General features: G+C 56.0%; 12 protein-coding genes. 9 read left to right on the top strand and 3 right to left on the bottom strand.

Features of this window, described 5'->3' with window-relative positions; all coding sequences use genetic code 11:
* The first annotated feature begins 6 nt into the window (after positions 1-6).
* From L1249_RS05340 to fnr, 6 genes are all read left to right on the top strand, one after another.
* A complete protein-coding gene (locus L1249_RS05340; protein ID WP_058577155.1) occupies positions 7-531 on the top strand; it encodes a FixH family protein in 525 nt (174 codons plus the stop codon).
* Positions 528-2978 (top strand): heavy metal translocating P-type ATPase, encoded by a 2451-nt coding sequence (locus L1249_RS05345; RefSeq protein WP_235253438.1) that lies wholly within the window; start codon positions 528-530, stop codon positions 2976-2978. Before L1249_RS05340 ends, L1249_RS05345 begins: the two co-directional genes overlap by 4 nt.
* The gene (gene ccoS, locus L1249_RS05350; RefSeq protein WP_044628710.1) at positions 2975-3193 is read left to right on the top strand and encodes a cbb3-type cytochrome oxidase assembly protein CcoS; all 219 of its coding nucleotides are present in this window, start codon (positions 2975-2977) and stop codon (positions 3191-3193) included. Before L1249_RS05345 ends, ccoS begins: the two co-directional genes overlap by 4 nt.
* Complete coding sequence (locus L1249_RS05355) at positions 3190-3885, top strand: sulfite exporter TauE/SafE family protein (protein WP_044628711.1); 696 nt, start codon at positions 3190-3192, stop codon at positions 3883-3885. The genes ccoS and L1249_RS05355 overlap by 4 nt, the downstream gene beginning before the upstream one ends.
* Before the next feature lie 176 nt (positions 3886-4061).
* On the top strand, positions 4062-5489 hold the full coding sequence (gene hemN / locus L1249_RS05360) for an oxygen-independent coproporphyrinogen III oxidase (protein ID WP_058577153.1): 1428 nt from the start codon (positions 4062-4064) through the stop codon (positions 5487-5489).
* Between the two features lie 57 nt (positions 5490-5546).
* Complete coding sequence (gene fnr, locus L1249_RS05365) at positions 5547-6299, top strand: fumarate/nitrate reduction transcriptional regulator Fnr (RefSeq protein WP_137093288.1); 753 nt, start codon at positions 5547-5549, stop codon at positions 6297-6299.
* Here the strand turns inward: fnr and ttcA are convergent.
* The 3 genes from ttcA to L1249_RS05380 form a co-directional block, all read right to left on the bottom strand.
* Complete coding sequence (ttcA, locus tag L1249_RS05370) at positions 6286-7197, bottom strand: tRNA 2-thiocytidine(32) synthetase TtcA (protein ID WP_044628714.1); 912 nt, start codon at positions 7195-7197, stop codon at positions 6286-6288. The genes fnr and ttcA overlap by 14 nt on opposite strands.
* 75 nt (positions 7198-7272) lie before the next feature.
* Positions 7273-7923 carry a DNA polymerase III subunit epsilon gene (locus L1249_RS05375; RefSeq protein WP_044628715.1) on the bottom strand — a complete coding sequence of 217 codons (651 nt, stop codon included), beginning with the start codon at positions 7921-7923 and terminating at the stop codon, positions 7273-7275.
* Between the two features lie 5 nt (positions 7924-7928).
* Entirely contained in the window at positions 7929-9746 is a 1818-nt protein-coding gene (locus L1249_RS05380; RefSeq protein ID WP_044628716.1) for a putative nucleotidyltransferase substrate binding domain-containing protein, read from the bottom strand.
* A 603-nt stretch (positions 9747-10349) separates the two neighbouring features.
* Between L1249_RS05380 and L1249_RS05385 the strand changes: the two genes are divergently transcribed.
* From L1249_RS05385 to L1249_RS05395, 3 genes are all read left to right on the top strand, one after another.
* Positions 10350-10610, top strand: coding sequence for a DUF4212 domain-containing protein (locus L1249_RS05385; protein ID WP_044628717.1), 261 nt, complete (start codon positions 10350-10352; stop codon positions 10608-10610).
* 6 nt (positions 10611-10616) lie between these two features.
* Entirely contained in the window at positions 10617-12398 is a 1782-nt protein-coding gene (locus tag L1249_RS05390) for a sodium:solute symporter family protein (protein WP_074211532.1), read from the top strand.
* A 104-nt stretch (positions 12399-12502) separates the two neighbouring features.
* The gene (locus tag L1249_RS05395) at positions 12503-13033 is read left to right on the top strand and encodes a hypothetical protein (protein ID WP_172416486.1); all 531 of its coding nucleotides are present in this window, start codon (positions 12503-12505) and stop codon (positions 13031-13033) included.
* Positions 13034-13106: the final 73 nt, after the last annotated feature.

Genomic DNA, 13106 nt, shown 5'->3' on the forward strand with positions numbered 1-13106 from the left:
TGCGTCATGTCAGACACCTCGATTCCGCCCTGGTACAAACAGTTTTGGCCGTGGTTTTTACTAGGGCTGCTGTTTTCGTCCATCCTATTTAGTACTGGCTTCGCCATCATGTCGATCAAGAGCTACGACGGCATGGTGGTCCAGGAGGATTACTACGAGCACGGTAAAGCTATTAACATGGTGCTGGCGAAGCAGGAGCGCGCGCGCGAACTCAATTTGAGCGCCGACCTGCGCATCGACCCACTGACTAGTGATATTGTGATCGACCTTGCTGGCGATGCTCGTCCGGATAAACTCTATTTAGATCTCATCTTCCCCACCGAAGATGACCGTGATCAATCCTTCGTACTAGAACACGTGCGCGAAGGCCGCTATATCACTCAGGGGCCGGATAATTTGCGCTACCGCTGGTACCTACAGATTCAGCCCGTGCAAGGCGATGACGCCGAGTGGCGCCTGATCGGCGAAGCCCGCTTCCCCAATGAAACGAGCGTTGCCCTTCTGCCCGGAGGGCGGTCAGAGAGCGAATGAGCACTAAAGCGCTAAGCTGCTACCACTGCGGAAGCCCGGTGCCCGACGGGGCACCGTGGCGTATCGTCATTGATGACACGTCCCACTCTTTATGCTGCCCCGGCTGCGAAGCCGTGGCCCATGCCATTGTCGACGGCGGATTAGAGAGCTACTACCGCTACCGTACCGAACTGCCTGAGCGCCCCGATGAGCGTCAAGCTGCAAAAGCGGATACTTGGTCGGTATTTGACGACCCTGGCCTACAGTCGCAGTTTGTTCATCCGGATGGCGATGAGGGCCACGTTAGGGCAACGCTTGCCGTAGAAGGGATTACCTGTGCCGCCTGCGCCTGGCTTATCGAGCACCGATTGAACGCGCTTGAAGGCGTTGTCTCCAGCGCGGTGAATCTGACCCATCACCGCCTGCGGGTTTCCTGGGACCCAAACGTAGTAAAGCTATCGCAGCTATTCGCTGAACTTGCCGCGATTGGTTACGATGCTCAGCCCTATGAACCCGACCAAGCCCAGACGCGGCTGCAGCATGAAGAGCGCATGAATGTGCGCCGCTTAATAGTGGCGGCGGTCGGGATGATGCAGGTGATGATGTTCTCCATCCCCATTTATGTGTCGGGGCCTGGGGAACTCAGTGAAGACTTCTTTGCGCTGTTTCACTGGCTCTCGTTCGCTCTGGCAACGCCGGTGGTGTTCTTTTCGGCGCTGCCCTTCTTCCGTAACGCCCTGCGCGATCTCAAAACCGGCGTACTAGGGATGGATGTGCCTGTTTCATTAGCCATTGGTGGCGCGTATTTCGCCAGCAGCTACGCGGTGCTGTTTAACGTGGGTGAGGTCTATTTTGACTCGGTCGCCATGTTTACCTTCTTCCTACTGTTTGGCCGCTACGTGGAAGGACGCGCTAGGCGGCGCAGCGGCCATAGCGGCAATGCGCTTAGTGGCGTGCTACCGGTGTCTGCTACACGGCTGGAAGCTGACGGCAGCGAACGCATTCTGCCCGCTAGCGAGCTTGCCCCAGGCGACCGCGTACTTATCAAGCCCGGCCATGGCGTCCCCGCCGACGGTATTATCGAAGATGGCGAGTCTAGCCTGGACGAGTCGATGCTGACCGGCGAGTACCTGCCCGTCACCCGCCGAGTGGGCGAACAGGTGGTAGGTGGCAGCCAAAACATGGAAAACCCGCTCACGGTGCGGGTTACTCATGCAGGCAACAATGCACGCGTGGCGGGCATTGTGGATTTAACCGACCGCGCCTTTGCCAGCCGCCCACGTTTGGCGCAAATGGCGGCGCGCATGGCCCACCTGTTTGTACTGCGCCTGCTGGTGGTCACCGCTTGCGTGACCGTGGCGTGGTGGTTTATCGACCCTTCCCGCATGCTTTGGGTGCTGCTCTCCGTTCTAGTGGTGACCTGCCCCTGTGCGCTGGCACTCGCCACCCCAACGGCTCTCACGGCAGGGCATGGACAGCTGCGCCAGCGTGGCGTGCTGATCACCCGCGCCGATGCCATCGAATCACTTTCTAACGCCACGCGGGTGATTTTTGACAAAACCGGCACGCTCACCCGTGGCGAGATGCAGCTCACCCAAACCTGCCCGTTAAACGAGCAAAGTAGCGAACAGCTACGGGCCATTGCCGCCGCGCTGGAAGCCCACTCCGAGCATCCCATTGCCCGCGCGTTTCGCCCGTTCCGCGATGCCACACTGCAGGCGCGTCAGGTGAAAAGCGTCACCGGCAGCGGGCTAGAAGGCGTGCTTAACGGCACAACGTGGCGCTTGGGCAAGCCCGATTTTGCAACGACCGAGCCACTCACGCCGCCCAGCGCCGGGCAGTGGCTGCTGCTGAGTGAAGATAGCGCCCCGCGGGCCTGGTTTAAGCTCCACGACGGTATCCGTGAAGATGCTGCGCAAACCGTAGCCGCCCTGCAGGCCAGAGGGCTTAACGTTGAGTTACTGTCAGGCGATACGCAGGAAGCCGTAGAGAGCTTAGCCGAGCAGCTCAACATCACCACCTGGCACGCGGGCAAATCACCAGAAGGTAAGCTGGAGCGGCTGCGTGAACTGCAGGCGCAGGGCGAACGTGTGGTCATGATTGGCGACGGCATTAACGATGTACCCGTGCTCGCCGGTGCCGATGTGGCCATTGCCATGAATGGCGCCACCGACTTGGCACGCACTCGGGCCGATGCGGTCTTGCTCAGCCCACGCTTAATACGTATTTTCGAGGCCATCGAGATTGCCAGCGCCACTCGGCGCATCATGCGCCAAAATATGATTTGGTCGGCTTGCTATAATTTCTCTGCGCTTCCCCTGGCCGCGATGGGGCTGGTACCGCCTTGGTTGGCGGCGATCGGTATGTCGCTAAGCTCTCTCTTCGTGGTAGGTAATGCGCTGCGCCTCACGCGCTGGCGTACCTCACCCGCTCCTCAGATAGCCCCAGCCACACCGGTGACCGTATGACCATTCTCTACCTACTGATTCCGCTGTCGCTGATTCTGTTGGGGCTGGCAGTGTGGGCGTTCTTCTGGGCCGTGAAGAATGACCAGTTCGACGACTTGGAAGGCCCTGCCCATCGCATTCTGTTCGACGACGATGAGAACGATCTCACCCCCGAACAGCGCGCCGAGCGCAAAAAAGGTACCAAGCCACCCCGTGACCGTGAGCCACCGCCGTGAACCCGACCGGACTTGACCTGCCGCCGTTGATGGCGGCGTTTGTGTTTGGCCTGATGGGCGGGGCTCACTGCATTGGCATGTGCGGCGGCATCATGAGCGCCCTCACCTTCGCCGTGCCACCCAGCATGCGCCACCCAGCTCGCATGGGGGGATTACTGCTCAGCTATAACACGGGCCGTATCCTGAGCTATATGACGGCAGGAGCCTTGGTGGCCGCGCTCGGCACCTTGGTATCGCTGTCACCTCAGGCGCGTATCGCGCTGCAGGTCGTCGCGGCGGTGATGCTGATCCTAATGGCGCTGTATATCGCCAACTGGTGGAAAGGGCTATTGAAAGTCGAAGCCGTGGGGCGCAGGCTATGGCGCTTCATCGAACCCGTCGGGCGGCGTTTGATGCCCGTGGTTCACCTGCCGCAAGCCTTTGCGCTCGGTGCCCTGTGGGGCTGGCTGCCTTGTGGGCTGGTGTACTCGATGCTCGCCTGGAGCTTGGCCATCGCCGACCCGCTACAAGGGGCGCTATTGATGGGGGCCTTCGGCCTGGGAACGCTGCCTGCCCTGTTAGCCACGGGTCTGGCCGCCCGCCAGCTCAGCCAGTTAATTCGTCACCCGGCGACCCGTAGCCTTGCCGCGCTGACGATTATCGGTTTTGCCCTGTGGCAGCTTTGGGCGCTGATGCCCCATGCCGGGCATTAAGAGCTTACCCATCAAACTCCTCTAGACAATACTCAATACAAACATCCTATCGCTTGATATAGCTCAACGCTTTCCCTTCTACGCTGACGTAGCATTCCAACACGCGTTCGAGCTGCGAAGCTCGTCGCTTATGTTGATCGGTTCTTGCTTTGCCCTGCTACTTAGGAGCGCTCCTTATGCCCGTTCATGCCACTGCTGCTCTCGCTCACCCTATTTCTGCAGCGGTTGAGGCCACCGCCTGGGATGACGCCCTGATACGCCGCTACGACACCAGCGGCCCTCGCTACACCTCATACCCTACAGCACTCTCGTTTCACGACCAGTTCACCGCTGACGATATGACCCAGGCGCTTGAACGCAGCAATGCCAGCCAAAAGCCGCTCTCACTTTATGTTCATGTGCCCTTTTGTCGCAAAATCTGTTTTTACTGCGCGTGCAATAAAATCGCCACGAAAAATACAGCCCTCGCAGAGCCCTACTTGTCTCGGCTGGATCGAGAAATGGTGCTGACCTCCCGGCATCTTGATACAAAGCGGCCAGTGCAGCAGCTGCACTGGGGCGGCGGCACGCCGACGTTCTTAACCCTGGCGCAGATGAGCGATTTAATAGACCGCCTGGATGCACGGTTTGGCTTATCGAGCGCACCGGACCGCGACTACGCTATTGAAATTGACCCACGCGAAGCGGATGTCTTTACCCTGCGCCACCTGCAGTCGCTGGGCTTTAATCGCTTAAGCCTGGGCGTTCAGGATCTCAACCCACAGGTGCAGGCAGCGATTAATCGCGTGCAGCCACGGGTGCTCACTGAAACCTTGATGGATGAGGCGCACCGGCTTGGTTTTCGCTCGCTCAACCTCGATTTAATTTATGGCCTGCCCTTTCAAACCGAGCAAAGCTTCGCTGATACCCTAAGCCAAGTGATTGAACTGGGCCCGGCACGGCTGTCGGTCTTTAACTATGCCCATATGCCAACCCGCTTTGCGCCCCAACGACGTATTAATGAAGCCGACCTGCCCAGCGCGGATGAAAAACTGGCTATTTTGCGTACCACTATTGAGATGCTGACCCAAGCGGGCTATGTACATATTGGTATGGATCACTTTGCTCGCCCAGAGGACAGCTTGGCTCAGGCACAGCGCTACGGTACGCTGCAGCGCAACTTCCAGGGATACTCAAGCCATTCCCAGTGCGACTTGATTGGTTTGGGGGTGTCGGCTATTTCTCGGGTAGACGACGTTTACGCACAAAACCCCACTCAGCTGTCCCACTATGAAGCTGCCTTAGATGAAGGTAGGCTAGCGACCGTAAAAGGGTTACTCTTAAATAAGGATGACCTAATGCGCAGAGAGGTGATTGAGCGCTTAATGTGCGATATGGCCATTGACCTTGAAGCAATAGGCCAGCGTTGGCAGATAAATGCCGCTGATTACTTTTCAACCGCTCTTGAACGGTTGAAAACCGCCGAGCAGGATGGCCTGCTAGTGCGCCAAGGCCTCTATTTACAAGCTACGCCCACCGGACGGCTGTTGATTCGGCACTTAGCCATGGCCTTCGATAATCACCTGCAACATCAGGGCAACCAACGCTACTCGAAGATTTTATAAGCGTATCGAGACACCTACCCCCTGCGCCTATGATGGCTAATAAAAAGGGAGCACCACATGTCATATCCTGCCAGCCAACGACGTTCACTGCTGCAAGAGGCGCGCTGCCAAACCTGTAGCCTAAGCTCGCTGTGCCTACCGCTTGCCCTAGAGCTTGAGGATATGAGCCAGTTCGATGCGATTATCCGCCGCCGCTCGCCGTTGAAAAAAGGCGAGCGGCTGTTTCGCCAAGGAGATCCTTTCACCAGCGTTTACGCGGTGCGCTCTGGCAGCTTGAAGCAGGTGACTAGCGAAGGGAATGGCAACGACCAGCTCACCAATTTCTTTCTACCCAGCGAGCTGGTGGGTCTGGATGGGATTGACGAAGAACACTACCCCGGCACCGTGATTGCCCTGGAAACCACCACGGTATGCGAAATTCCGTTTGACCGTTTGGACTCGCTCTCCGAGGAGCTGCCCGAACTGCGCGGCCAGCTTTACCGCAGCATGAGCAAGGAACTACGAGACGACCGGCGGATGATGCGTTTACTGTCACGCAAAACTGCCGATCAGCGGCTGGCCAGCTTTTTGATTACACTTTCTGACCGTTTTCGGCGCCGGGGCTACTCCCCCTATAGCTTCCGGCTTTCCATGTCACGGGCAGATATGGGCAACTATCTAGGCCTCGCGGTGGAGACGGTTAGCCGTATTCTTAGCCGCTTTCAGCAGCAAAACGTGGTGGCCGTCTCCGGGCGCGAGGTCAATATTTTGGATATGCGGCGCCTCATCACCCTAGCTGAAGAGGAAGCCCAAGCGGTTAACTCACGTTAAACGCCTGAATGCGCCCCTCCATCAATGCGGCCTGCTTCGCTTCCAGACCGGCAAAATCAAACAGCTCACGGTCGGCAAGCTGCGAAGGGGCAACGTTGGTCACCGCTTTGAACATACTCTCCAACCGGCCGGGGTGTTTTTTATCCCACTCCGCCAGCATCTCTTTGACAACCTGGCGCTGCATATTGGGCTGAGAGCCGCACAGGTTGCAGGGAATGATCGGAAACTCCATCAGCCTTGAAAACTCCGCAATATCCGCCTCTTTGCAGTAGGCCAGCGGGCGAATCACGATGTTTTTACCATCATCCGAGAGCAGCTTCGGTGGCATGGCTTTTAAGGTGCCGCCAAAGAACATATTGAGAAACAGCGTCTCCAGGATATCTTCCCGGTGGTGGCCCAAAGCAATTTTGTTGGCCCCAATCTCCTCGGCAAAGCCATACAACGAACCACGCCGCAGCCTTGAGCAGAGCGCGCAGGTGGTTTTACCTTCCGGGGTTTTCTCCTTCACCACCGAGTAGGTATCACGCTCCAGAATGTGATATTCCACGCCTTGCTTATCCAGGTACTGGGGCAACACGTGTTCTGGGAAACCTGGCTGCTTCTGATCCATATTGACCGCTACCAGGGAAAAATTAACCGGTGCGTTGCGCTGTAGGTTGCGCAGAATCTCCAGCATCGTATAGCTATCTTTACCACCAGAGAGACACACCATGACCCGGTCGCCATCCTCGATCATGTTGTAATCGATGATGGCGTTCCCTACTTCGCGCCGCAGGCGTTTTTGCAACTTGTTGAATTCACGCTTCTGCTTGGCATCCTGCAGCTCATGCTGCTGGACAAGGGGCTCGTCAGACGCGCTGTCTGACGAAGTGGGGTCAAAGTAGTCAGGTTGTAACATGATCGTCGCACTGCCGATGGGTGAAGGAGCAGCGCATATTCTAACAACACTACGAAGCTCTACCCAATACAAACCCTAGGCAGTTAACGCTATCTCGCGCTGAAGACGCAGATACAGCAACGCGCTGGCGGTGGCTTCGCTGACCACGCTGGGCCAGGTTAATGGGGGCAGTTTCCATCGGGTAAGCGCATCACCAAGGCAACTGCTGGCTTCGATATGAGGATGCAGCCGCCGTAGCTGACGCCCGTGCAGCTTGGCAATATCCACCTGCGCGTTAGGCAGCCCGAATCCCAGCACGTTTCGAAACAGCCCATTAAGCGGCTCAATGGTGTTCTCTAATTGCCACCCGACTAACGGCCGATTGCCAATAAACTCCGCCAGCTCACTCAGACACTCAGCATCGGGAGAACGGGGCGAGTGCGTGGTATGCAACTGATGATGGCGTCGCAGAGTAGCAGGCGCCAGCGCCGATGATGCAACTAAGGTGGCCACCCACGTACGACTGGTGTGCACTTGGCGCGGGCTTAGCACCACCGCCGCCACACTCATTACAGCGGGCTGAACGGCGCTTACCTGGCACGCCATGGCCACGGCCTCTTCCCCCATATAAGGCTGAAACAGCCAGGCATAGGGCGAGTCCGCCCAGCGACGGCGGTCGCTCTCACGCTGAAGCAGCGTGCGCAGTGAACCGCTGAACAGGGTCATATGTCGATCTAACAAGCGCATTCCGCTCACGAATACTCCAAATGGTAACGATGGGAAAGACGCTGCTTAAAGTCTTTCACGATGTGTAGGGCTTCACGCAACAAGTCCCGTTCTAGCGAAGAGAGCTCCTGAACGACCACTCGATTGGTACGTTTAGGGTTGGCGTTATCCAACTCCTGAAGCTGCTGACGAAGGCGTAGCTCGGTAAACAGCGCCAGTGCCTCGCCTAGATCATCAGCAAAGCGGCGGTCAAGCCGCCCATCGGCGGCCAAGGCATCTAAGCGGTCCAAGGTAGAGGTCGCATTAATGCGCCGCTCAAGGGCCATCGTACGCACACCGTGGACTATCGGAAAAATACCGCCTTTTTTGATATCAATACCGTGCTGGGGCTTTTTCAGCGAGCCAAATAGCGTCAGCGGCGTCGAGAAGCGCAGTGCCGCCCGGGCAAAGTAAGAGAGCAGCAGTTCATCGTGGGAGCAGCGCTCAAACAGCGCTTCACGCACCTGATCCAGTAGCGCCGGATTACCCGCCACGCAGTGGGAGTCCAATAGAATCGCTAGTTTCATCAGGCTATCGCCATCTCGGGCATTGACCCACTTAGTGATATTGTTTTTCCACTGGGAAACCGTACCTACCCACTCTGGGTTAGACACCATGATATTGCCGGGGCAAGGTGGATAGCCTAGCTGGATTAGCGTTTCCGTTAGAGTGTTCATCTCCTCAGCCACTGTGGGCCACTGGCAATCATCAGCTAAGATCAACCCGTTATCTTGATCGGTTTTGAGGATCTGCTCGCCGCGTCCTTCGCTGCCCATCACCATTAAGCAGCTTTGGGTGTGGTACTGCTCAGGCACTGTGAAGCTCCACGCTTTGCTCATAATGCGCCCGTTCAGCGCCGCCAACAGATCCATGGCAAAACGCAGCTTTACGCCCTGCGCCATCAGCGCATTCACTAATTCCGGCGTACGCTGGCTGGCCGCCGCCAGCGCTTCCAGACTGTTGGCCTGCTCCACCTGCAGGCTGACCACGTAGCTACGGCTAGAGAAGAAGCTCAACACGTCCATTAGCTCAACGACGCCTTTAACACTCCCCCCGTCCATTACCACCACCCGCGCCACTTTATGGCGGGTCATTAAAATCAGCGCTTCAAACAGGTACTGCTCGGGAGCTACCGTGACCAAGGAGACGTTGGCCAGCGCTTCAACCGGTGTTGCCTGGGTGCAGTTACCCAATACCAATCCATTGAGTAGATCGGTTTTGGTCACCATGCCCAGGGAGCCTGCAGTAGCGACCAGTAGACTGTCCGCATGACTATCATGTAGCTGTCGAACAGCGTCATGAATACTCTTTGAGGCATCAATGAGCAGCGGCTCGCGCATACACTCATTCACTTTGGCCAGCATAAAGCCCGCCATAGTGACGCCGCCTTCGGCGCGTTTTTCGGTGAGCAGGCGCGCTTTGTGTGAGAGCGACTGCTTAAAGAACTGCTCAAACGGTGGATAGTGACGGCACAGTTGAGTAAACAGCGCTTTAGGCATCACATAGCACAGGCACTCTTGTTCAGCTTGGAAGCGGTAGCGGCTTTTGCCGTTGAGGATACTGATGGCGCCAAACAAATCGCCTGCGGTGTAGTGGCCAATGCGCGCACTAGCAGCAGGCAGGGTGGGATCAAGTTCGGCGACCTCGCCTTTATGAATCAAGAAAACGGATTCGCCCGCCTGGCCCATCTCCAGAATAATTTCATCGCGGTCAAAGTAGGCAAGATCCATCCCGCGACGAACATGATCGCGCCCCGCCTCATCCATCAGCGTAAACGGTAGCTGGGACAGATCCACTTCCACCATGGGTGACCTCGCTCAAGCGCAATGATTAGGAAGGACAACGAACGGTTTGATTACTTTTCAACCAATGCATTTATACTTTTTGCTATAGCACGAACGTCTTAACGACGTTCGTTTAGCGACTAAAGTAGCGGCTTTTTAAACACAATTAAACCAACTAAACGCCTCTTATTAAGGTAGCAAACATTACTTTTAATCGAGCCATAGACTATTGTCCTACCACTTCTCAGACGGCGTTTAAATATCGATGAAAAATCAATAAAAATAATGCTTTATATTCAAAACAGCCAATTTCACTGCCTTGCAAAGAGCACCTGATACCAAAGTCTGGGATTTATTTTTTGCAATTATTGCCCAGTATTATCAACGAGTCATACAGGGTAATCGCACGACACCTATCTAACGCACTTCAAACCGCTGACGATAACTTGCCGATCACCCAATAACGACACAAGACGGCTTAACAATAAGAAGGTGACGTGCCTGGCAACACTGTCTTACCGCCCAACACCCAGCGCGGTTTTCTATGCGGGGTCGCCCTGATGAACCAAACGCTATCTTGAGTTCACTTTCCAACCCTAAAAATCACAACTGGAGAGCAACACAATGGCAGACGATAAATCCAATGCTGCTGAATACTGGAAGGCCAACGTCCGGCTAATCTTCGGATGCCTCATGGTTTGGGCATTTGTCTCCTATGGATGTGCCATCCTGTTCCGTCCGCTACTCGCGGGCATTCCCGTTGGCGGAACGGACCTGGGCTTCTGGTTTGCTCAGCAAGGCTCCATTCTTACCTTCATCGTGCTGATCTTCTTCTACGCCTGGAGAATGAACGCGCTCGACAAAAAATACGGCCTGGGGGAGTAAGCCAGCATGAGCCAGTTTGCAATTAACTTACTGTTTGTTGGCGCCTCGTTTGCCCTCTATATCGGGATTGCGATATGGGCGCGAGCGGGCTCCACCAAAGACTTCTATGTCGCCGGTGGCGGCGTACACCCGATCACCAACGGCATGGCCACAGCGGCCGACTGGATGTCGGCGGCATCCTTTATCTCTATGGCGGGCTTGCTCGCTTCTGGCGGCTACGCTAACTCCACCTTCCTGATGGGCTGGACCGGGGGCTACGTTATCCTGGCGATGCTACTTGCCCCTTACCTGCGTAAGTTCGGCAAGTTCACCGTTCCAGATTTCATCGGCGACCGCTTCTACAGTAACACCGCGCGTTTAGTGGCGATTGTGTGTTTGATCGTAGCCTCGGTGACCTACGTTATCGGCCAGATGACCGGTGCAGGCGTTGCGTTCTCCCGCTTCCTAGAAGTGAGCAACACCTGGGGTATCTGGATCGCCGCGTTTATCGTCTTCCTTTACGCTGTTTTCGGCGGTATGAAAGGCATCACGTATACGCAGGTTGCTCAGTACGTGGTACTGATCATCGCCTACACTATCCCGGCGGTGTTTATCGCCATGCAGCTTACCGGCAACCCAATCCCGATGTTCGGCATGTTCAGCACACATACAGAGTCCGGCATTCCGTTACTCACGAAGCTTGACGATGTGGTCAATGCACTGGGTTTCCAAGACTACACCGCAGACGTTGATAACAAGCTGAACATGGTGTTGTTCACTCTATCGCTGATGGTCGGTACTGCCGGTCTGCCCCACGTTATTATCCGCTTCTTTACTGTACCGAAAGTAGCCGATGCACGTTGGTCAGCGGGCTGGGCACTTGTCTTCATCGCACTGCTGTATTTAACCGCTCCTGCGGTTGGCTCAATGGCACGTCTCAACCTGGCTACAACCGTCTATCCAGATATGGCTGGGCAGGTGGAAAACTATGAAGAAGCCGCTCTTAACCCCATCCTCTATGAAGATCGCCCTGACTGGTTCCGCACTTGGGAAGAGACTGGCCTGATTACCCACAACGACCTGAACAACGACGGTCGTATCCAGATGTACAACAATGCGGCTGATTTTTCTGATCGCGGCTGGGAAGGTAACGAGCTAGAAGTAAACAACGACATCCTGGTATTGGCGAACCCTGAAATTGCCAACCTACCAGGCTGGGTAGTGGGCTTAATTGCAGCGGGCGGTATCGCAGCGGCACTCTCTACGGCAGCGGGTCTGCTCTTGGCAATCTCGTCAGCGATCAGTCATGACTTGATCAAAACCATGATCAACCCGAAAATCTCCGAAAAAGGCGAAATGCTGGCAGCACGTATCTCCATGGCCGGTGCGATCCTACTAGCAACTTACTTGGGCCTTAACCCACCTGGGTTTGCCGCTCAAACGGTAGCACTTGCCTTCGGTATTGCCGGTGCCTCGCTGTTCCCTGCGCTAATGATGGGTATCTTCTCTAAGCGCATGAACAACAAAGGCGCAATTGCCGGTATGCTGACAGGTCTGATCTGCACCCTGCTCTACATCTTCACCTACCTGGGCTGGTTCTTTATTCCGGGCACCAACATGCTGGCCAATACGCCGGATAACTGGATACTGGGCATTTCACCGCTCTCGTTTGGTGCTGTAGGCGCGCTGATCAACTTCGCTGTGGCCTTCGTTGTCTCTAACGCCACCGATGCGCCGCCGCAAGAAATTCAGGACCTGGTGGAAAGCGTACGCTATCCGAAAGGTGCTGGTGCAGCGGTTGATCACTAAGTCATAATCGTTCCACTCTGTTGCGCCGTCGGCCAATAGCGAACGGAACCATCTTCCATCGGGCTTCCTCAGGGAAGCCCGATGGCTTTTCAGAAGGAAATAGTATGATTTGGCACTTAGTGGCCGCCGTGTTTGCAGGCCTTGCCGCGGCAGGTATCGGCCTATTGCTTCGAACAATCAGCCGTAAGCGGCTACCCAAATGGATCGTGCCGGTGTTTGGTGGGCTGGGCATGCTGGGTTATCAGGTTCAATTTGAGTATGACTGGTTCGAGCATAAGCAGCTGCAGCTGCCGGAAACGGCCCAAGTGATTTCCAGCGACACGTCCAGCAACATGTGGCGACCCTGGACGCTTATTTTCCCGATCACCACCACTTTTAGTGTGGTGGATAGCGAGAATGTACGTGCCCAAACCGTCGATGGCGATCTGGTGGCCAAGTTTATTCTTTACCAGTTTGAGCGCCGCCATACGGACCTGATCACCACGCAGCCCTACATCCTCAACTGCTCAAGCCGAGAGCTGATTCCGCTAAACCCAGAGACCGGGGACGCGGATCTCAATGAGCTACGCACACTCCGCGACACCTCACCGCTGCTGACCACCGTTTGCCAACTGGCCAACGAACGGCAGACGTAGCGCCGCCCCTTCGCCTAGAATGGAGCCCTTTGCTGGGCGAAGGCCGGTTTAGACGTGCTGTTTAGACGTACTG

Source organism: Halomonas sp. Cn5-12, assembly GCF_021532545.1.
GTDB lineage: Bacteria > Pseudomonadota > Gammaproteobacteria > Pseudomonadales > Halomonadaceae > Vreelandella > Vreelandella aquamarina.